This window comes from Mesorhizobium sp. BH1-1-5 (assembly GCF_020165615.1).
Classification (GTDB): Bacteria; Pseudomonadota; Alphaproteobacteria; order Rhizobiales; family Rhizobiaceae; genus Mesorhizobium.
This window is the reverse complement of the sequence record NZ_JAIUIM010000008.1, coordinates 206,031-225,588: the sequence shown is the minus strand read 5'-3', so window position 1 is coordinate 225,588 and position 19,558 is coordinate 206,031. Positions and strand designations below refer to the sequence as shown.

At 65.4% G+C, this 19,558-nt stretch carries 12 protein-coding genes and 1 pseudogene; 8 read left to right on the top strand and 5 right to left on the bottom strand.

Features of this window, described 5'->3' with window-relative positions; translation table 11 throughout:
• Positions 1 to 129: 129 nt before the first annotated feature.
• The 3 genes and pseudogenes from LB572_RS13550 to LB572_RS13540 form a co-directional block, all read right to left on the bottom strand.
• Positions 130 to 402, bottom strand: a pseudogene (locus LB572_RS13550) (GNAT family N-acetyltransferase); the annotation flags it as partial.
• Positions 403 to 509: 107 nt separating this feature from the next.
• Positions 510 to 6,206 carry an MBG domain-containing protein gene (locus tag LB572_RS13545; protein ID WP_224668056.1) on the bottom strand — a complete coding sequence of 1,899 codons (5,697 nt, stop codon included), beginning with the start codon at positions 6,204 to 6,206 and terminating at the stop codon, positions 510 to 512.
• An 8-nt stretch (positions 6,207 to 6,214) separates the two neighbouring features.
• A complete protein-coding gene (locus LB572_RS13540) occupies positions 6,215 to 8,023 on the bottom strand; it encodes a ShlB/FhaC/HecB family hemolysin secretion/activation protein (protein WP_224668076.1) in 1,809 nt (602 codons plus the stop codon).
• A 351-nt stretch (positions 8,024 to 8,374) separates the two neighbouring features.
• Here LB572_RS13540 and LB572_RS13535 point away from each other — a divergent pair, with 351 nt between their 5' ends.
• Both LB572_RS13535 and LB572_RS13530 read left to right on the top strand, forming a co-directional pair.
• Positions 8,375 to 9,241, top strand: coding sequence for a hypothetical protein (locus LB572_RS13535; RefSeq protein WP_224668055.1), 867 nt, complete (start codon positions 8,375 to 8,377; stop codon positions 9,239 to 9,241).
• 117 nt (positions 9,242 to 9,358) lie between these two features.
• Complete coding sequence (locus tag LB572_RS13530; RefSeq protein ID WP_224668054.1) at positions 9,359 to 10,204, top strand: hypothetical protein; 846 nt, start codon at positions 9,359 to 9,361, stop codon at positions 10,202 to 10,204.
• 27 nt (positions 10,205 to 10,231) lie between these two features.
• Here the strand turns inward: LB572_RS13530 and LB572_RS13525 are convergent, their stop codons facing one another.
• On the bottom strand, positions 10,232 to 11,434 hold the full coding sequence (locus LB572_RS13525) for an ROK family transcriptional regulator (protein WP_224668053.1): 1,203 nt from the start codon (positions 11,432 to 11,434) through the stop codon (positions 10,232 to 10,234).
• Positions 11,435 to 11,646: 212 nt separating this feature from the next.
• Between LB572_RS13525 and LB572_RS13520 the strand changes: the two genes are divergently transcribed.
• The 6 genes from LB572_RS13520 to LB572_RS13495 all read left to right on the top strand — a co-directional run bounded on the left by LB572_RS13520 (position 11,647) and on the right by LB572_RS13495 (position 17,720).
• On the top strand, positions 11,647 to 12,885 hold the full coding sequence (locus tag LB572_RS13520) for an extracellular solute-binding protein (protein WP_140801360.1): 1,239 nt from the start codon (positions 11,647 to 11,649) through the stop codon (positions 12,883 to 12,885).
• Between the two features lie 85 nt (positions 12,886 to 12,970).
• Positions 12,971 to 13,855, top strand: a complete 885-nt coding sequence (locus tag LB572_RS13515) for a carbohydrate ABC transporter permease (RefSeq protein ID WP_140801359.1) — start codon at positions 12,971 to 12,973, stop codon at positions 13,853 to 13,855.
• On the top strand, positions 13,855 to 14,700 hold the full coding sequence (locus LB572_RS13510; RefSeq protein ID WP_140801358.1) for a carbohydrate ABC transporter permease: 846 nt from the start codon (positions 13,855 to 13,857) through the stop codon (positions 14,698 to 14,700). The genes LB572_RS13515 and LB572_RS13510 overlap by 1 nt, the downstream gene beginning before the upstream one ends.
• 2 nt (positions 14,701 to 14,702) lie before the next feature.
• Positions 14,703 to 15,719, top strand: a complete 1,017-nt coding sequence (locus LB572_RS13505) for an SIS domain-containing protein (RefSeq protein WP_224668052.1) — start codon at positions 14,703 to 14,705, stop codon at positions 15,717 to 15,719.
• A complete protein-coding gene (locus LB572_RS13500) occupies positions 15,719 to 16,657 on the top strand; it encodes a PfkB family carbohydrate kinase (protein ID WP_224668051.1) in 939 nt (312 codons plus the stop codon). Before LB572_RS13505 ends, LB572_RS13500 begins: the two co-directional genes overlap by 1 nt.
• The gene (locus tag LB572_RS13495) at positions 16,644 to 17,720 is read left to right on the top strand and encodes an ABC transporter ATP-binding protein (protein ID WP_224668050.1); all 1,077 of its coding nucleotides are present in this window, start codon (positions 16,644 to 16,646) and stop codon (positions 17,718 to 17,720) included. Before LB572_RS13500 ends, LB572_RS13495 begins: the two co-directional genes overlap by 14 nt.
• 243 nt (positions 17,721 to 17,963) lie before the next feature.
• On the opposite strand, the gene LB572_RS13490 is transcribed toward LB572_RS13495, so the two are convergent.
• Positions 17,964 to 19,478: an aldehyde dehydrogenase family protein gene (locus LB572_RS13490; RefSeq protein ID WP_224668049.1), complete on the bottom strand. Its 1,515-nt coding sequence runs from the start codon at positions 19,476 to 19,478 to the stop codon at positions 17,964 to 17,966.
• Positions 19,479 to 19,558: the final 80 nt, after the last annotated feature.

The window sequence follows — 19,558 nt, the reverse complement described above, 5'->3', positions numbered from 1 at the left end:
AACAATGATCTCAGCATGCCGTGCCGCCCGCGATCATCCCAGTTCGAGCGTCGTGATGCCGAAAACCGTCGAGGGGGCGTTGCCGGGCTTGCCGCCCTTGTACATGTGCGTCGTGGAGAAGCCCGGAACCATGCCGGCGGCCCAAACCGCCTTGCCGTGCCCTTCGCCACGCCGGTCCGACCGGCAGATATAGAGGCCGATGAAACCGAAAGCCGGGCCGTATGCGACGGCCGAAATGCCGGCCACCATCTCGCCGCCGACAAAGGCGCCGATGAACCCCTCCGGATCGGCCGCCCGTAGCGCCGCGGCATCGCCGATGCCCGGATTCCAGCCTTCCCCCGCCGCCCAGCCGACAAGCGTTTCCACTTCGCTGGCGGTCAGGGTCCGGATTGTTCTCGGCATCGTTTCACTCTGTGGCAAAGGCCGCGCCATGGTCGGCCATCAGCGGCCACGATAGGCCGCCATCCGCGGCCTGCAAAGGGCTGGAGCCGCATATCCACCCCCGCTCTCTACTGGACCAGCGCCGAAGCGCAGACCGACGCAGCCTCCGCCATGCGCTGGCAGAAAGCGGCGCTGTCAAAGCGTGGGTCCACGACCAGCGTCTGGGTGTCACCTTGCGCCGGCAGGCCGGTGAAGAAGACTGGGGCCGGCTGTCCGCTGCCATGGGCGCCGGCATTGAAGGCAACAGTGCTGGCGGCGTCGACCGTCGGCAGCACATTGGACGGCTGCACCGCCAGGTTGGCGCCGACATAAGTCAGCTCATAATTGGCGGAGGCGCTGAGGCTTCCCTGTTCGATGGCGTAGCTTCCAGGCGCACTTGCCGTCGTGGCGTCGGTGGCGAGCGCGCCGGTCAGGCTGTCATTGTCGACCAAACCAAGTCCGCCGATCGTATAGGTGAGCGGCGGATTGGGCATGCCCAGCCGACGGCCTTGCGCGTCGGCCGTGACGGTGATCGCGCGCTTGGCGATGGTGAAATCAGCGCCGACGAAGGTGATGTCGTAGTTGGAATTCGCGGCATCGGTCAGCGTGCCCCGGCCGATGGCGTAGCCACCGGCATTTTCGCCCGCCGCGCGGTCAAGAGCGCCGACCAGCGCAGCACCGCCGCCGAGGTCGCTGTAGGCATAGCTGTAGGATGACGGATCGGCATTGCCATAGGTCTTGCCCTGGCCTGCCGTCGCGGTCACCGTCACGGAGCGTTTGCCGACGGTCAGATCGGCGCCGATATAGCTGATGGCATAATTGCCGTTGTCGAGCGTCCCTTGCGCGATGCCGTAAGTGCCGACATCCGAGGTCGCGGTCGCTGTCGTCGCCAGCGAACCGGTCAGCACGTCGCTGCCGATCAGATTGCCTGCAGTAACCTGATAGGTCAGCGCCGGATTGCCGTCGCCATAGACACGGTTCTTGGCATCGGCTGTAACCGTGATCGCACGCTTGCCGACGGTCAGATCCGCGCCGACATAGCTGATCGCATAATTGCCGTTGTCGAGCGTCCCTTGCGTGATGCCGTAGGTGCCGACGCCAGACGCCGTCGTTGCCGACGTCGCCAGGGAGCCGATCAGGCTATCGCTGCCAACCAGGTTGCCCGAGGTAATCTGATAGGTCAGCGCCGGATTGCTGTCGCCATAGGTACGGCTCTTGGCATCGGCCGTCACCGCGATCGCGCGCTTGGCGACGGTCAGGTCGGCCCCGACATAGCTGATCGCGTAATTGCCGTTGTCGAGCGTCCCTTGCGTGATGCCGTAAGTGCCGACGCCAGACGCCGTCGTTGCCGACGTCGCCAGGGAGCCGATCAGGCTGTCGCTGCCAACCAGGTTGCCCGAAGTGACCTGATAGGTCAGCGCCGGATTGACATCGCCGTAGGCGCGGCCCTTGGCGTCGGCCGTCACCGTGATCGCGCGCTTGGCGATGGTGAAGTCCGCACCGACGAAAGCGATATCGTAGTTGGAATTGGACACGTCCAGCGTGCCCTCGCCGATGGCGTAGGTGCCGGCGTTCTCGCCGGCCACGCGATCGAGGCTGCCGGTCAGCGTCACGCCGCCGTCGAGATTGGAGACGGAATAGGTGTAGAGCGACGGATCGGCATTGCCGTAGATCTTGCTCTGGCCCTGATCGACGGTGACCGTTACCGCGCGCTTGTCGATGGTGAAATCGGCGCCGACATAGCTGATGTCGTAGTTCGCATTGTTCGCACTGGTCAGCGTGCCCTGGCCAATGGCGTAGCTGCCGGCATTTTCGCCGGCATCCCGGCTGAGCGTGCCGACCAACGACGCGCCGGTGCCGAGATCGCTATACGTGTAGCCATAAGACGAAGGATCGGCATCGCCATAGGTCTTGCTCTGCCCCGGCGTCGCCGTGACCGCCACGGCTCGCTTTGCGACGGAAAGCTGGCCCGTGCTGTTGAAGGCAAGCGCGTAGCCGTTCTGCGCGGCGACGTCGCCGGCGTCGATGGTGATCGTATAGGTCCCGGCGCCGAGTTGCTGGAGGGCAAGCGTATTGGGGGCCGAGAGCGTCGGCGTGCCGCTGTAGGCTGTCAAAGCGCTGTCACCAAGATAGGCGTTGGCCACCCCCGCCTGATAGCCCGACACCGAATAGCTCAGTGCCGGCATGGCGTCGCCATAGACCTTCGATGCATTGTCGGAGGTGAAAGTCAGCGTCGGCTGATAGGCGAAGACATAACGGTTGCCTGATGCGCCCACCGCGCCTCCGGCTGCGGTGTTCCAGATCGCGGTGTTGTCGCTGTCGAGGTTGCCGAATGTGTTGCCGTCCGGACCTGCGGCATAGGCCAGCCAGCGTCCGCTGGTCGCGGTGACGGCGTCGCTGCCGCGGTTGTTGATGAAGTGCGCCCCCGACAGCACCGGGTCCGCGCCACTGACCGTTGCATTCGCCGCGATGGTGAGATCGCCTGTTGTCCGAAGCTTTGCGGAACCGCTGGTGCTCACGCCGTTCGTGGCGACCCCACGAGCGTTCGTGACCCGGGCGACGGTCAAGCTGGTGCCATCCTGCAGATCGACGGAGCCGGCATTGCCGCCAACCGCTCCGACCTGGTTGCCCGCATTGGTAAGGCTGAAGCTCCCCGTGCCGCCAAGCCAGAGCGACGCCGCGGTCAGGCCGCCGGTCTGCGTGACCGTGCCACTGGACGACAGCGCCAGCGTGCCGCTGCCCACCGACAGCGCCTGGTCGAGAGCGAACGTCGTCGCCGCCGTCTCGATCTGGCGATTGGCGAAGGAGAGGCTGCCGACGGAGGTCGAGCCGACCGCCGAAGCATAGGCGCTGTTCAGCGCCGAGAGGGAAGCGATCGAACCGTCCGCTTCATCGACGCGCCAGTCGCCATAGACGTTGAGGTTCGAGATATTGCCGCCGGAGAGGCCCGTACGGAAAGTTGCACCGTTCTTTGCACCCGAGCTTGGGTTGGCAACGGTGTAGGCGACAACCGAGTTCGAGACCGTACCGGTCGGAAGGGCGAGATAGTAGTAGCCGTTGACGCCGGTCGAGACCGTGCCGAGGTTGACGCCGCCCGACACAACCGACACCAGCCCGGCATCGGGAACATAGGCAGGCTGGCGGACACCGGAACTTAGCACGGTCGCGCCGGCATCCTTGTAGGCAATGCCGGAGATCGCCTGCACGCCATTGGGGTAGAAACTTTTGAGATAGGGATAGAGGCCGCCCACGCCGCCGCCGTAACTGGCGCTCAATCCGCTGGCGCCGCCATTCTGAAAGCTGGAGGTGGAGAGGCCGACTATAGTGATGTCCGCTCCGCTGGCCGTGCCGTAGCCGATCGCAGGCTTGCCGCCCGACGTCGTCGTGTCGTAGGCGCCGCTGACCACGCTTTGGAAGTAGTTGGCGCCGATAAACCCTCCGATATAGGCCCCGCCGCTCACCGCGCCGGTCGCATAGCTGTCCGTGACCCGGCCGCCGACCGCGCCTATGGCCGAATTCGATCCGATGAGACCGCCGGCCGCCGCGCCGCCGCTGCCGATGTCGACGGCGCCCGAGGCGTAGACGCGATCGATGGTTCCCGAGTAACCATTGGTGCCCACGGCACCGCCGGCGGTGTTGGTGTCACGGGCACTGACGATAACCGTGGAGAAGCTGTCGGACAGCGCGCCGTCGTTTTCACCGATCAGACCGCCGGAGACCGACCCATAACCCGTCGTGAACAACTGGCCGGTCGAATAGACCTGTGTGACCGTGCCGGCATTCAGGCCGGCGATTGCGCCAAGTGTCTTGTTGCCGCGGATGGTTGCATCGGTGACGCCGACATTCTGGACCAGGCCACCCGCGCCGACATAGCCGAACAGACCGACATATTGAGCCGAGGGTTGCAATACGGACAATTTGTCGATGGCATGGCCAAGGCCATCGAAGGTGCCCGTGAAACCGTTGCCGCCATTCTGGACAGTGCTGTTGCCATCGGTGCCGAGGGATATGAAGCCGAGACCGGCGTTCCAGCTTGAGGTAGCGCTGGCATCGATGTTCCTTGCCAGGGCGTAGCGCCCCGTCAGCCCGCTGTTGATCGCCTGCAGGCCGTTGACGTCGTAGATCAGCGTGTAGCTTTGGCCGTTGATCGACAGCGCCTGCGCTCCCGGCGCGCCGGTGAAAGTGGCCGAGGCGCCTAGCGCATAGGAGATCGTTCCGCCGGAGCCGCCATGATTGGTGACAAGCGAAAGCCCGCCGACGCCGCCGAGCGTGGCGTCGGCGTTGAAGACGATCGAGTGATAGGCGTCGAGCGTCAGCGTGTTGGTGCTCCACGTGATCGGCGCGGCAACGGTGATGTCGCCCGCCTGAGAGCCGCCGCTGCCCGTGGAGATGGTGACGTTGGCTGTCGCGAGCAGGTTCTGCAGCGTCGTGACGTTGATGACGCTGTCGTTGGCGTTGGCGCTCATGCTGCCGCCGGTGTTGCCGGCGACGTTGGAGATGGTGACGTTGTAGGGGTCGAGCAGCAGATCGCCCGTGTAGCCGAAGCGGGCGCGAAGATCAGCCGAGCCGGTGAAGTCGAGGCGCTGCTTGCCCGAAACTTCGACGAAGCCGCCATTGCCGCTGACATCGCCGCCACGCGCCGAGATCTTGCCGGCAAATGCCGTCTGTTCGTCCGACCAGACGATCACCGTGCCGCCGTCGCCATTGCCGGTCGCGTCGGCGCTGATCACCGTGTCCTTGTCGATCTCGGTCGTCTCGGCCCGTTGCAGCGGGCCCGAGCCTTGTTTGTCGCCGCCAATCTTGACCGTGCCGCCATCCTTGCCCGAGGCGTCGACAACAGCGCCCTTGAGCTTCAGCTTCCGCCCGGTGACGGTCACCTTGCCGCCCTGGCCGCTGGCCTTGGCCGAAACGTCGAGCTTGCCCGATACTTCGACCGAGCCGTCGGCGCCGCCAAGCACGATCTCGCCGGACTGGCCCGACACGGTGCGCGCCTCGACGAGGCCCGACATATTGACGGCCTGCCGCGCCGCTTCCTTGGCTGCCGCCGCCTTGATCTCGACCCGGCCGCCATCGGCGCTGATCACGCCCGAATTGGAGACCAGCGCGCTCGAGCCATCCGCCCTGGTCGGCACCGCGACCTGCAGGAACCCGTCGCCTGAAAGATCGAGCGTCGCCTCCTCGCCTGAGCCCAGCCCGACCTTGCCGAGCGGCACGCTGATGGTGCCGGAATTGTCGACGCTGCCGCCGATCAGGGCCGCATAGCCGCCTGAACCGATCGAGACGGACCCCTCGTTCGTCACCGCGGCAGAAGCGCCCTTGCCCTTGAACCTGAGCTTGCCGGCCTTGAAGTCCTCGTCGTCGATGTCGAGCGAGGAGCCGACGAAGCCGGCCGCGCTCACCTTGCCGGTCTTGGAGATGGCGATGCCGTTGGGATTGACCAGGAACACCTGTCCATTGGCGTTGAGCTGGCCGGCAATGGTCGACCTGGTGTTGCCGGTGACGCGGTTGAGCATCACCGACGATGAATTCGGCTGGTCGATGTCGACGCGTGCGCCGGCGCCGATGGAAAAGCTCTGCCAGTTGACGATGGCCGAGTTGGTCGACTGCTTGATCGCCAGCTGCGACGAAGACGGCTTGGAGATGGTCACGCCGCCCGACGCGACGCTGCCGCCCGTCGGCAGTTCCTGCGCCCGGGCCGAGGTGAAGCCGACAAGCGCGGTCGAGCCAAGAAGCAACGCCGTAAGCGGCAGGTTCACGGTGCGAAAAAGGGGAAATGTGTCGCGCATGGCCGGCCCTAGAACTGGATGGCGCCGCTCAGCGAGAAGCGATCGCTGATAGGCTGATGATCGTCACGGTGCTGACGGCCCCATTCGAGGGTCAGGCTCGTGTTGGTGGGATCGCTGGCGAAGGCCGTGCCGAGCTTGACGCCAAGCCCGTAGGAGGCGCCGACGGTGCTGGCGCTCTCGAGCGCCGTCGGCATTTCCAGCCGGACTTCGCCGACGGCGCCGAAGACGTAAGGCGAAAGCTGGACCACGCCGCCGGTGAAGGGCATGTACCAGGGCGAGGACAATTCACCGCGAACCACATAGCCGGAATCGCCTTGCAGTGCGCCGGCATCGAAGCTCGACAGTCCGGTCGCGCCGGCAAGGCCGATCTGCTCGGACTGCAGCAGCGGCTTGCCGAACGAGGTTTGCGCCCGGGCGAACAGATCGACGCCGAGATGGTCCGCCAGTTGCTGGCTGTAGCTCGCCGAGACCTCCAGCTTCTGAAATTCGGCATCCGCGCCCTGGCGCGACAGCGGCAGGAGCGGCGTGGCGTCGGCGGCCATACGCGCGCCGAGGCCGTCTATGCCGAATGAAGCCGTGATGTTGCCGACGAAGACGCCGCCGAGCGGCGTGAACCAGGTGGCGTCGGTGCCGAACCGGATGATGCGCAGCCTGTCCTCGGCGATGGGCAACGAGATCGGCGTGACGGCGTCGAGATGGTCGTTCTGCGCGTCGAAGGACAATTGGCTGCTTACCGTCAGCGCCCGGCTGCGGATCCAGGGATAGCGCAGCCGCGCGGAATAGCGCTCGAATTCGCTGCCGAAGCCCAACGAACCAGGCTCGGCGTCCGGATTGGCGCGCGTGCGGCTGGCTTCGAGATTGAGCGTCAGCCCGTCATAACCGATCGGGACGACGATACCGGCCGCGTAGTTGCGATTGCGCGGATCGTCGCTGGTCAGGCCCTGGTCGCCGCCATTGGGATATCCGCCGGCCCGCAGGTAGACGAGTTCGCCGAGACCGAGCAATGAATTGAAATCGACGCCGACGCCGGTCGACCAGCGTTGCAACGAAGGCGATAGCGAATTGTCGACGGTGAGTTGCCCGCCGATCGGCCGGTACTTGCCGTCGATGACAAGCACGCTGGCGCCCTTGGTCGAGCCTGCCTTCAGTGTCGAGCGCAGCCTGGCGCCCGGCGTGTCGCCGGCCAGCAGCAGCTTGCGTTCGATCGCGGACAGCTTGATGCCCTTTTTACCGACCAACGGCGCCAGCGTCGCCTCGACCCTACCCCTTATCCGTTCCGGCAGATTGCCGGTGTCGATCTTTTCAAGGAAGCCATCGACGACGACCAGCCGCAACGTCGCGCCGTTGGTCAGTTTCTGCGCCGGCAGCACCACCCGCGCCAGCACGTAGCCGGCGCGCGCGTATTCGGCTTCCAACTGGCGCGCCGCGGCGAAGATCTCGGCTGCCGTGACCGTGCGGTCGGAAAGTCCGGCGGTGACCTTGCGCGTTGTTTCGGTCATGTCGGCAAGGCCGCCCTCGATATGCACTCCGGCAAGCCTGACCTTCAGCTTCTCGGCGCCGGCGGGTGCCTCCAGTCCCTTGCTTTCAGGGATGGAGACACCTGCCGTGTCCGGCCCGGGCGGTGGCCGAAAGGTGGGCGGAGTGATCTGGCTTGCGGTCTGCGCGAAAGCGCCGGATGAAAGCCAGAGGCAGGCAGAAGCGGCGACAAGCGCCGTCTTGACGCCGCCATAGCCACACCATCCTGCCTCGCCGGGCCGGGGCCGGTCGCCGTATCGGAGGTTGCGGTTTTCATCGGCATGGAAGCCGGTTCCGCCCATATGGCTCACGCAGTCACTCTCGATCCGAGACGGAAATCTGGGCGCAAAGCGTTGCCATCGCCGATGCCGCGCATCGGGCGCCAGACCCTGTCCTTGTTACTTTTTTCCCGGGAAAGCGCTCCCCGCAGCCCCGATGGCGCGGAACCTATGCCCGCTTGCCGAGACTCGTCAATTCAACGCAGGGCTGCGGGCTCGACTATTATTGGCACGGGTTTCCCAAGCCGACGCAAAGAGTTAGCAACGAATCCATCGCCTAATCGTTCGTTGTTCCAATAGGCAACTGGACACGGCCGGCTAAGACTGGGAATCTTCATTTGTCGTTGCTTGGAATCGCATGGAGTACCGCAGGAAATGCCGCAGAGCGCCGCAGAGATCGCCCGTCATCCGGCAGCGCTGCGCGGTGTGCAGGAACAGGCGAAGGCGCTCATCCATATTTATGAAACGAGCCCGCGACTGGCCGCCGTGTTTGCCACCCAGCAGCGCTGGCTGCTCGCTCATGTCGGCCTGGCGCTGCATTTCCGGCGCGATCCCAACGACCGCCGCACCGAAATGACGATGGCGCGTTTCATCGAGGTCGTGCGCCGCAATTCCGTGGCCAGCCGCAACACCGCCGAGGCCTTCGTCAAGGAGATGCTGCACTACAACATCGCCGAATACATCTCGACCAGCGGTGATGGCCGCGCCCATCCCATGCGGGTCACGGCGGGCACCATCGAGACCTTCACCGGCTGGATTTACGCTCATCTGAGGACGCTCGACCACATAGATGGCGGAAGCCGGTTGGCAGCCTTCCTCGATCGGCCCGAAATGCTGCCTACCCTGCAGCCGCTGATCGCCGATGGATTGCTGGCCAGCGAGGGCGTGCGGGAGCCTGGGCAGACTTTTTCATTGTTTATCTGGCTAAACAACGGCGGCATCGTCATGGACTGGCTGATGTCCGGCATCGATTCCGAGGACGTCCATCTCGACAGGATACCGACCGGCGTCATTTCGGTCAGCGAATTCGCCCACTGGCTGAAGCTCTCGCGCACCCATCTGGCGCGCAAGCTCCATGATGCCGAGGCACTCGGCAGCATCGGCTGGGTCGGCCAGCGCGGTCATTCCGTGATGTGGGTTTCGCGGCAGTTCTACGACGAATACATGGCGGTCCAGGCGTCCAAGCTCGCCGTAGTCGACGAAGCCTTCGAGGGCTGTCTCTCGGCTCTGAAAGATAGTTGACCGTCAAAGTCGGCGCACCTCGCGCAAAGCCGCCCCCACGCTGGCGGGTGCCGGCCAAAACTGCTATCCGCAACTTGCGAGACTACAGCATCTTTGGGTGGAAGCTGGGAGGGTGCCTTGACCTATGAAGACATTGCCGGTCACCCGGCGCTGCATGCTTGCGTGCGCGCACAGGCGATGGCGATGCAGCAGGCCTATGAAGGAAACCCGCGGGCATCCTCGGTCTTTGCCACCCAGCAACGCTGGCTGATGGCCCATATCGGTCTTGCCCTGCATTTCCGCAGAGACCCCAGCGACTACCGAAAGGAAATGACGGCGGCGCGTTTTGTCGACGTCACCGTTCAGCATGCGGTGGCAAGCCGAAACACGGCCCATGCCTTCATCAAGGAAATGCAGCACTATAATTTCATCGAGGTCGGGCCGGCGGGCGACGACGGCCGCATTCGCCCCCTGCACCTGCCCGCCATGACCCTGGAGCCGTTGATCGGCTGGATTCATATGCATCTGAGCACGCTTGATGCTCTTGACGGCGCGAACCGCCTGGAGACATTTCAAGCGCGGCCGCAAATGCTGGCCAAGTTGCAGCCCCTGATCGCGGACGGCCTGATTTCCTCGGTGCCGGTGCGCGAGCCGCAACAGACTTTTTCGCTGTTCACCTGGCTCAACAATGGCGGCGTCGTTATGGACTGGCTGATCGCCGGCGTCGACCCTCAAAATGCCGGCCAGGAGCGCATTCCCACCGGCGTGCTGTCGATTGGCGATTTCGCCAGGTGGCTGAAGCTGTCGCGCACCCACCTTGCGCGCAAACTGCGCGACGCCGAGGCGCTCGGCAGCGTCGGCTGGCTTGGGCGGCGCGGCCATTCCGTCATGTGGATATCGAAGGAATTCTATGGCGAATACGTCACCGCGCAGGCGGTCAAGCTTGCCATCATCGATACCGCCTTCGCCGCCAGCGTGACGTAAGCGGCCAACTGAGCGCCTTGCGCCTTTCTACCCGGCCTTCAGGATTGCGGAAAATCGCGGATCGAAGGCCCGGCTGATCGGCTCGGCCGCGGCGCCCACGGCGATCGCCCAGGGATCCGTGGTGCCGAGTTGCAGCCGCGGCAGGCGCCGAACGGGACGATCCGCGATCGACGGCAGCAGCGGATGCATGGCTTGGAGCAGAAGCCGGGCCAGCGCCTCGGGCGCGCTGCTGGTGAGGATGACGGTCTGCGGATCGAAGATCGTTTCGATCAGGTGCACGCCCCAGCGCAGGTCGGACGCAGCTCTTTCGACCCAGCCCATGACCCGCGGGTCTTGCGCAAGCGCCAGTGCGCCGAGCGTCTCGTAGAGTCCCCTCTCGGCGGGGTCGAGGCCGAGATGCTGGTAGAGCGAGGCGAGCGAGGCGCGATGCTCCAACGGCGTGGAGCCGGGGCCGGCCGGCGAAAGCAACGCCATGCCGACCTCGCCCGCATTGCCGTTGCCGCCGCCGTAGAGTTCTCCGTTGAGGATCAGCCCGGCGGCTATGCCGTAGCCGACATAAAGGCAGACGGCGTGATCGACGCCATGCGCGGCCCCGACGATCCGCTCCGCCGTCGCGCAGGCCGCCGCGTCGTTCTGCAGGCCGACATTGAGCCCGGTGCCGGCCGCGAGCGCCTCCACCAGCGGAAATTGCTGCCAGGCCGGCATCATCCATTTGTTGTCGGGATTCTTCAGCCCGAACGGGCCCGGCATGGCGACGCCCAACCCGACCAGCCGCCGTTCGGACTGGGCAAACAAGGAAGCCAGCTCGCGCCTTACGCGGTCGACCAGGCCGAGGATGATCTTGACGCCCGTCGAAGGCTCGTCGAACGGCAGCCCCGCCTCGGCGCGCGCGATCACCTTGCCGACGAGATCGACCACAACGACGCGTGTCAAATGCCGGTCGATCTGCAGCCCGATGGCGAAGGCCCCTTCGGGAACCAGCCGGTAGGGCGTGAAAGGCTGCCCCCTGCCCTTGCGCACCGCATCCAGGGCGACAACCAGCCCATCGCGCTCGAGATCCTCGATGATGTTGGAAACCGCCTGCTTGGTAAGCTGCGTCGCCCGCGCCAGGTCGGCGCGCGAAAGCGCGCCGTTGAGCCGCAGCGCCTCGATCATGACGCGGCGGTTATGCGCGCTCGTTCCCTCCTGGTTGGTGCCGCTTTTGGCACGGATCGGGCTGATGTCATGCACCGTCGTTTCCCCTCTTGACTCCATTAAAGGATTGATCGACTAATTAAGTCAAGCGAATTGACTTAATAGGTGAGACCCGCGCGGCTCCACAAAAAGACGGCAAAGCTTTCGGGCTCCGCCGCACGCCGTTGGGACGGATCCGGTCATACGCGATGCGAATTCGAGGAAGCGGCCCGCCGCCCCTCGCAGCTGTCGAAAATGGGAGAAGACAAATGCTGAAATCGATCGGTAAGACACTTCTGGGCGCGGTGTTCGTCGGCGGACTGTTCGTCCCCCACGCCTTCGCCGAAACCACCTTGAACGCGCTCTTCATGGCGCAGGCCGCCTATAGCGAGGCCGACGTGCGCTCGATGACGGAGGCCTTCACCAAGGCCAATCCGGACATCAAGGTCAATCTCGAATTCGTTCCCTATGAAGGCTTGCACGACAAGACCGTGCTCGCCCAGGGGTCCGGCGGTGGCTACGACGTGGTGCTGTTCGACGTCATCTGGCCAGCCGAATATGCGACCAACAAGGTGCTGGTCGACGTATCGTCGAAGATCACCGACGACATGAAGAAGGGCGTGCTGCCCGGCGCCTGGACCACCGTCCAGTATGACGGCAAGTACTATGGCATGCCGTGGATCCTCGACACCAAATACCTGTTCTACAACAAGGAAATCCTGGAGAAGGCCGGCATCAAGGCGCCGCCGAAGACCTGGGAAGAGCTTGGCCAGCAGGCCAAGATCATCCAGGACAAAGGCCTGCTGAAGACGCCGATCGCCTGGAGTTGGTCGCAGGCCGAAGCCGCCGTCTGCGACTACACCACGCTGGTCAGCGCCTATGGCGGCGACTTCCTCAAGGACGGCAAGCCCGACTTCCAGAATGGTGGCGGCGTCTCGGCGCTGAAATACATGGTCGACAGCTACAAGTCGGGCCTCACCAATCCCAATTCCAAGGAGTTCCTGGAGGAAGATGTCCGCAAGGTGTTCGAGAACGGCGATGCCGCCTTCGCGCTGAACTGGACCTACATGTACAACATGGCCAACGATCCGAAGGACTCCAAGGTTGCCGGCAAGGTCGGCGTCGTGCCGGCGCCGGGCGTTACCGGCACCAGCGAGGTCTCGGCTGTCAACGGCTCGATGGGCCTTGGCGTCACGACGGTGTCGAAGCATCAGGACGAGGCCTGGAAATACATCGAGTTCATGACCTCGCAGGCGACGCAGAACCAGTATGCCAAGCTCTCGCTGCCGATCTGGGCCTCGTCTTACGACGATCCGGCCGTCACCAAGGGTCAGGAAGAACTGATCGCCGCCGCCAAGCTCGGCCTGGCCGCGATGTATCCGCGCCCGACCACACCTAAATACCAGCAGCTGTCGACGGCGCTGCAGCAGGCGATCCAAGAATCGCTGCTCGGCCAGACGACGCCGGAAGACGCGCTCAAGACCGCAGCTGAGAACAGCGGCCTCTGATCTGTCGTTCCTCGACGCGGGCGGCCTCATAAGCGAGCGCCGCCCGTGCTATTTCTGATCGGATGAAGGAAGAGAGGCGCCTCTGATGTCAGGCACCTGGATGACGACTCGCGCGTGGCTGTTGATGCTGCCGCTTCTGGTGATCATGGTGGCCGTCATCGGCTGGCCATTGGTCGACACGGTCAGGCTCTCCTTCACCGATGCCCAACTGGTCGGCACGGCGGGCAATTACGTCGGCTTCGACAACTACGCCAAGATGCTGACGAGCTCGAATTTCACCCGCACGCTCTCGACCACCACCTGGTTCGCGGTCGTCTCGGTCGCGGCCGAAATGGTGCTCGGCGTGCTGGCGGCGCTTCTGCTCAATCAGGAGTTCCGCGGTCGCGCGGTCTTGCGCGGGCTGATGATCCTGCCCTGGGCGCTGCCCACCGTCGTCAACGCTACGCTCTGGCGGCTTATCTACAATCCCGAATATGGCGCGCTGAACGCGGCGCTGACGCAACTTCATCTCATCGACGACTATCGCTCCTGGCTGGGCGAGCCCGGCACGGCGCTCGCGGCGCTGATCGTCGCCGACTGCTGGAAGAATTTTCCGCTTGTCGCGCTCATCGCGCTCGCCGCCCTGCAAGCGGTGCCGCGCGACATCACGGCCGCGGCGCTTGTCGACGGCGCCGGCCCGTTCAACCGCTTCCGCTTCGTCATCCTGCCCTATCTCGCTGGTCCGCTGATGGTGGCGCTGGTGCTGCGCACAATCGAGGCCTTCAAGGTCTTCGACATCATCTGGGTGATGACCCGCGGCGGCCCGGCCAACAGCACGCGCTCGCTGTCGATCCTCGTCTACCAGGAGGCCTTCTCGTTCCAGCGCGCCGGCTCCGGCGCTTCGCTGGCGCTGATCGTCACCTTGCTCGTCACCGTGCTCGCCGTCGCCTATGCGGCGCTGGTGAGGAAGACCGCGGGGAGCGCGACCTGATGGAACGCAAGAGCCCGCTCTTCACCGCTTTCGTCTATGCCTGCGCGATCCTGCTCGCCGCGGTGATCCTGGCGCCGCTCGCCTGGCTCTTCGTCATGAGCATATCGCCAGCCGCCGATCTTGCCGCCAAGCCGCTGCGCTGGTGGCCGCAGGCGGCCGACTTCTCCCGTTACGCGCAGCTTCTGTCGACAGCCGAGAACAGCGCCGGCGCCGCCTTCACCGCCTCGCTGCGCAACAGCCTCGAAGTCGCCGGCATGGCGACGCTTGCCGCTGTCGTCCTTGCCGTGCCGGCCGGCTGGGCCGTCTCGCGCACGCCTTCGGTCGGCTGGTCGCTGTCGATGGTGATCGCCACTTACATGCTGCCGCCGGTGGCGCTCTCGGTGCCGCTTTATATGGGCCTGTCCTGGCTCGGCCTGCTCAACAATGTCTTCGGTCTGGCGCTGATCTATCTGACGATTCTCGCGCCCTTCACCACCTGGCTGATGAAATCGGGTTTCGATTCCATCCCGCGCGAGATCGAGGCCGCGGCAATGATCGACGGGGCCGGCCTGCTCCAGACCTGGCGCATCATCACCTTGCCGCTGGCGGCGCCCGTGGTGGCGACATCGGCGCTGTTTGCCGTGCTGCTTGCCTGGGACGAGTTCTTCTACGCCCTGCTCTTCACCTCGGACCAGCGGGCAAAGACCCTGACCGTCGCCATCGCCGATCTCGCCGGCGGCCGCGTTTCCGACTACGGACTGATCGCCACCGCCGGCGTGCTCGCGGCCTTGCCGCCGGTGCTGATCGGCCTCGTCATGCAACGCGCGCTGATCTCGGGCCTGACCAGCGGCGGAGTGAAAGGATAATCATGACTGCACAAAAGAACCGCCCCGCAGGGCTCGTCGCCATCGACCGCGAGATGGCGCGCCAGCATGCGGATGCGCTTGCCTCGTTCGAGAGCAATCGGGAGGCCGCCGCCGAGGTCGCCGCCTCGATCAGGAAGAACGGCAGGCTCGTCCTGCTCGGCATGGGCGCCTCGCATGCCGTCGCGCGCGCCGTCGAGCCGCTCTATCGCGCGCACGGCATCGATGCCATCGCGATGCCGCTGTCGGAACAGCTCGGACAGCCGCTTCCGCTGGACGGCAGGACGGTGATCGTCACCTCGCAGTCCGGCGAGAGCGCCGAGGTGCTGCGCTGGTTCGCCGGGACCGGCGATCGCGCCGAAACCTTCGGCCTGACGCTGGAGGCCGGCTCGTTTCTCGGCCGGACAGTGCCTTGCCTCGTCGGCGCCGGCGGCACCGAGCTTGCCTTTGCCGCGACCCGCAGCCTGACGGTGACTTTCGCCCTGCATCTCGCCATCCTCGCGGCGCTTGGCGAAGATCCCGCCGCCGCCCTTGCGGCGCTTAAAATGCCGGAAACGGTTGCAGTCGATGCCGCCCTTGCGGCACTCGGCAATGTGGCGACCGTGGTCACATCGGGCCGCAGCCTGCAAGGTGTGGCCGAAGCGCTGGCGCTGGGCCTCACGGAACTGTCGCGCCTGCCCTGCTACTCGCTCGAGGGCGGCCAGCTTCGCCACGGGCCGATGGAAATGCTCGGTCCCAAGATCGGCATCGTGCTTTTCCGCGGTAACGACCCGACTGCGGATCTCGTCACCGCGATGGCCGAATCGGTCGTCGAAGCCGGCGCGCCGCTGATCGTCTTCGATGCCTCGGCCATGTCGCCGGTCGCGGGCGCCGTCACGTTGAGGTTCGAGCGTGCCTCGGGGCTGGCGGCGGTCTTTGCCATGCTGCCGGTGGCGCAGCGTCTGATGATCGCCTTCGCCGACTCCCGCGTCGAGAACGCTGGAACGCCGGTGCGCACCACCAAGATCACCAGGAGCGAATGATGCGGCCGCTCGCGGTGATCGGCAACGTCAATGTCGACCTGATCGTCGGCCCGGTCGCGCCCTGGCCAAAGGCAGGCACCGAGACCGTCGTCGACCACGATGATCTGCGGGTCGGCGGCCAGGCCGGCAACACCGCGCTTGCCTGGCAGGCGCTGGGCATTGATTTCGACATCGCCGCCAATCTCGGCGACGACCAGTTCGGCCGCTGGCTGCGCGAAGCCTTCGGGCGCCGCGCGCAAAATTGGCCTGTTCGTCCCGAAGGCACGACATTGTCGGTCGGCATGACCCATCCCGACGGCGAGCGCACCTTCTTCACCACGCGCGGCCACCTGCCCCGCTTCGGCCTGGCCGACGTGCTCTCCGTGCTGGACGGCAATCGGCTTTCCGGCGGCTATGCGCTGCTCTGCGGCTCTTTCCTCACCGAAGACCTGACGCGCGATTACGACGCTTTCTTCGGCTGGACCGAAGCGCATGGCATCGCCGTTGCGCTCGACACCGGCTGGCCGATCGATGGCTGGACGGAAGCAAACTGCGCTGCCGCGCGCGGCTGGCTGTCGCGCTGTGCGCTGGCCCTGTTCAACGAGGTCGAGACGACGACATTGGCCGGCCTGGCAGATCCGGCGCAGGCGGCGCGCAAGATCCGCGACGGCATGAAGGGTGGGGCAACCGTCGTCGTCAAGCGCGGGCCCGACGGCGCGATCGCCATCGGCGCCGACGGCGATCTCATTGAAGTGCCGGCACCCCGCGTCACCGTCGTCGACACGATCGGCGCCGGCGATGTCTTCAACGCCGCCTTCCTGGCCGCCTTGGCACAGGGACGGCCGCTGGAGAACTGCCTGTCCGCCGCCGTCCAGGTGGCGTCGCGCGCCATCTCAACACTGCCCCGCGACTATGGCGGGCCGATCCAATTCGAGGATGCCGTCCATGAGCGCGCTTGAAATCCGCGATGTCCGCAAGAATTACGGCAGCGTCGAAACGCTGAAAGGCATCGACATCGCGCTTGAGAACGGCGAGTTCCTGGTGCTGCTCGGCTCGTCCGGCTGCGGCAAGTCCACCCTGCTCAACATCATCGCCGGCCTTGCCGAGGCAACGAGCGGCGACGTTCTGATCGGCGGTCGGTCCGTGCTCGGCGTGCATCCGAAGAACCGCGACATCGCGATGGTCTTCCAGTCCTACGCGCTCTATCCGAACCTCACCGTCAGCCGCAACATCGGCTTCGGCCTGGAGATGCGCAAGGTTCCCGCCGCCGAGCGCGACAGGGCCGTGCGCGAGACGGCGAAGCTCCTGCAGATCGAGAACCTGCTCGACCGCAAGCCCGGCCAGCTCTCCGGCGGCCAGCGCCAGCGCGTCGCCATCGGCCGGGCGCTGGTGCGCAAGCCGCAGGTTTTCCTGTTCGACGAGCCGCTCTCCAATCTCGATGCCAAGCTGCGGCTCGAGATGCGCACCGAATTGAAGCGCCTGCACGAGATGCTCAAGACCACGGTCGTCTACGTCACCCATGACCAGATCGAGGCGATGACGCTGGCGACCCGCATCGCCGTGATGCGCGATGGTCGTATCGAGCAGCTCGGCACGCCGCAGGAGATCTACAACCACCCGGCGACGCTCTATGTGGCTGGTTTCGTTGGCGCGCCCGCGATGAACATGCTGGAAGCGACCGTCGAGGAGGGCAAGCTCGCCATTGCCGGCACCGATGCACGGCTGGCGCTGCCGGGCCGCTACGCCAATGCTGTCCGCAACGGTACTCCTGTTGTTGTCGGCATCAGGCCCGAAGCGCTACGCCTCGGATCGGACAGCGGTGCGGAACTGTCGCTATCCGTCGAGATCGACGTCGTCGAACTGACCGGTCCCGAGCAGGTCACCACTGCCCGCACCGGAACGCAACGGCTGACGGCGACCTTGCCGCCGCAAGCCCGTGTCGCCAAGGGCCAGCCATGCGCCTTTGTCTTCGACGCGGATGCGCTTCGCTTGTTCGATCCGACCACCGGGAAGGCTCTCTGAGAAGCGATATCTCCCGCGCGGGAGATGCCGTCACATCGCGAAGCTTGTACTCACGGCACGCTGCGCGCCTTCGGCAACACCGCGCATGGGGAAAGCTTATGAAGAAAACCTATGAGAAACCGACGTTGAACAAGCGTCAGAAATTGTCCAGCGTCACGGCCGTCTGCACGCCCTCCACCTGCGTCGACTGACCTTCTCTGCGGCAATTGGAAAACGGCGCCGCTTTCGCGGCGCCGTTGCGGTTCAATCGATGTCGAACGAGACACCCTGGGCCAGCGGCAGCGCCTTGGAGAAATTCACCGTGTTGGTGGCGCGGCGCATATAGGCCTTCCAGGCATCCGAGCCGCTCTCACGGCCGCCGCCGGTCTCCTTCTCGCCGCCGAACGCCCCACCGATCTCGGCGCCCGAGGTGCCGATGTTGACGTTGGCGATGCCGCAATCCGAGCCGTCGACGCCAAGGAAGCGCTCCGATTCCTGCAGGTCGCGGGTGAAGATCGATGACGACAGCCCGGCGCCGACCGCATTATGCTGTTCCAGCGCCTCGTCGAAATCGGTGTATCTCATCACATAGAGGATCGGCGCGAAGGTCTCTTCCGTCACCGGCGAAACCTGCTTCGGCATCTCGACCAGCGCCGGATGCACGTAATAGGCGTCCGGGTGACCGTTCTCGACGCGCGCGCCGCCCGTCACCTTGCCGCCATGGGCGGTGGCTTCCTTCAGCGCCTTCTGCATGTTGTCGAAGGCGCCCTTGTCGATCAGCGGACCGACCAGCACCTTGCCTTCCAGTGGATTGCCGACCGAGACGGACTGATAGGCCTTCTTCAGCCGCGGCAAGAGCGCGTCGTAGACGCTGTCATGCACGAACAGGCGCCGCAGCGTCGTGCAGCGCTGGCCGGCGGTGCCCATCGCGCCGAAGGCGATGGCCCTGAGCGCCATGTCGAGATCGGCGGTGGGCGTGACGATGCCGGCATTGTTGCCGCCGAGCTCGAGCACCGCGCGGGCGAAGCGCTTTGCGAGCCTCGGACCGACCTCGCGGCCCATGCGCGTCGAGCCGGTGGCCGAGACCAGCGGCACCTTCGGATGGTCGACCAGCACCTCGCCGGCGACGCGGTCGCCGATCAGCACCTGCAGCAGGCCTGCCGGCGCATCGGTGCCGAAGCGTTTTGCGGCGCGCTTGAAGATCGCCTCGCAGGCAAGCGCGGTCAGCGGCGTCTTTTCCGACGGCTTCCACACCACGGCATCGCCGCAGACGAAGGCGAGCGCCGAATTCCACGACCACACCGCGACCGGGAAGTTGAAGGCCGAGATCACGCCGACCACGCCCAGCGGATGCCAGGTCTCCATCATGCGGTGCCCGGGGCGCTCGGTGGCGATGGTCAGGCCATACAATTGCCGCGACAGGCCGACGGCGAAATCGCAGATGTCGATCATTTCCTGGACTTCGCCCAGACCCTCGGACGGGATCTTGCCGACCTCGATCGAGACCAGCCGGCCGAGCTCGTCCTTATGCGCGCGCAATTCTTCGCCGAGCAGCCGCACCAGCTCGCCGCGCTTCGGGCCCGGCACCAGCCGCCAGGCCTGGAAGGCCTTGTGCGCGGCATCGATGGCCTTGCCGGCGTCCGCGGCCGAGATCGACTTGAGCGCCGCGATCTCTTCGCCCGTCACCGGGCTGCGCACGACAAGGTCGCCGCCGACAAGCGCATCCCTGGCCACGCCCAGTTTCTCAAGAAGTGAGGCCGTTTCCTTGGCTAATGTCATTTTTGTCCCTTTCAGGTCCCACCTCTCACAGGGCGGGAATGGAGCCATGCGCCATCCCTTGGACGTGCGGTCGGGCACGG

Bases quoted from the DNA above. Each gene is read 5' to 3' on its own strand.
- LB572_RS13500 (WP_224668051.1), top strand. From the start codon at position 15,719: ATGCGGCCGCTCGCGGTGATCGGCAACGTCAATGTCGACCTGATCGTC.
- LB572_RS13540 (WP_224668076.1), bottom strand. From the start codon at position 8,023: ATGGGCGGAACCGGCTTCCATGCCGATGAAAACCGCAACCTCCGATAC.
- LB572_RS13490 (WP_224668049.1), bottom strand. From the start codon at position 19,478: ATGACATTAGCCAAGGAAACGGCCTCACTTCTTGAGAAACTGGGCGTG.
- LB572_RS13545 (WP_224668056.1), bottom strand. From the start codon at position 6,206: ATGCGCGACACATTTCCCCTTTTTCGCACCGTGAACCTGCCGCTTACG.
- LB572_RS13535 (WP_224668055.1), top strand. From the start codon at position 8,375: ATGCCGCAGAGCGCCGCAGAGATCGCCCGTCATCCGGCAGCGCTGCGC.
- LB572_RS13495 (WP_224668050.1), top strand. From the start codon at position 16,644: ATGAGCGCGCTTGAAATCCGCGATGTCCGCAAGAATTACGGCAGCGTC.
- LB572_RS13510 (WP_140801358.1), top strand. From the start codon at position 13,855: ATGGAACGCAAGAGCCCGCTCTTCACCGCTTTCGTCTATGCCTGCGCG.
- LB572_RS13515 (WP_140801359.1), top strand. From the start codon at position 12,971: ATGTCAGGCACCTGGATGACGACTCGCGCGTGGCTGTTGATGCTGCCG.
- LB572_RS13520 (WP_140801360.1), top strand. From the start codon at position 11,647: ATGCTGAAATCGATCGGTAAGACACTTCTGGGCGCGGTGTTCGTCGGC.
- LB572_RS13505 (WP_224668052.1), top strand. From the start codon at position 14,703: ATGACTGCACAAAAGAACCGCCCCGCAGGGCTCGTCGCCATCGACCGC.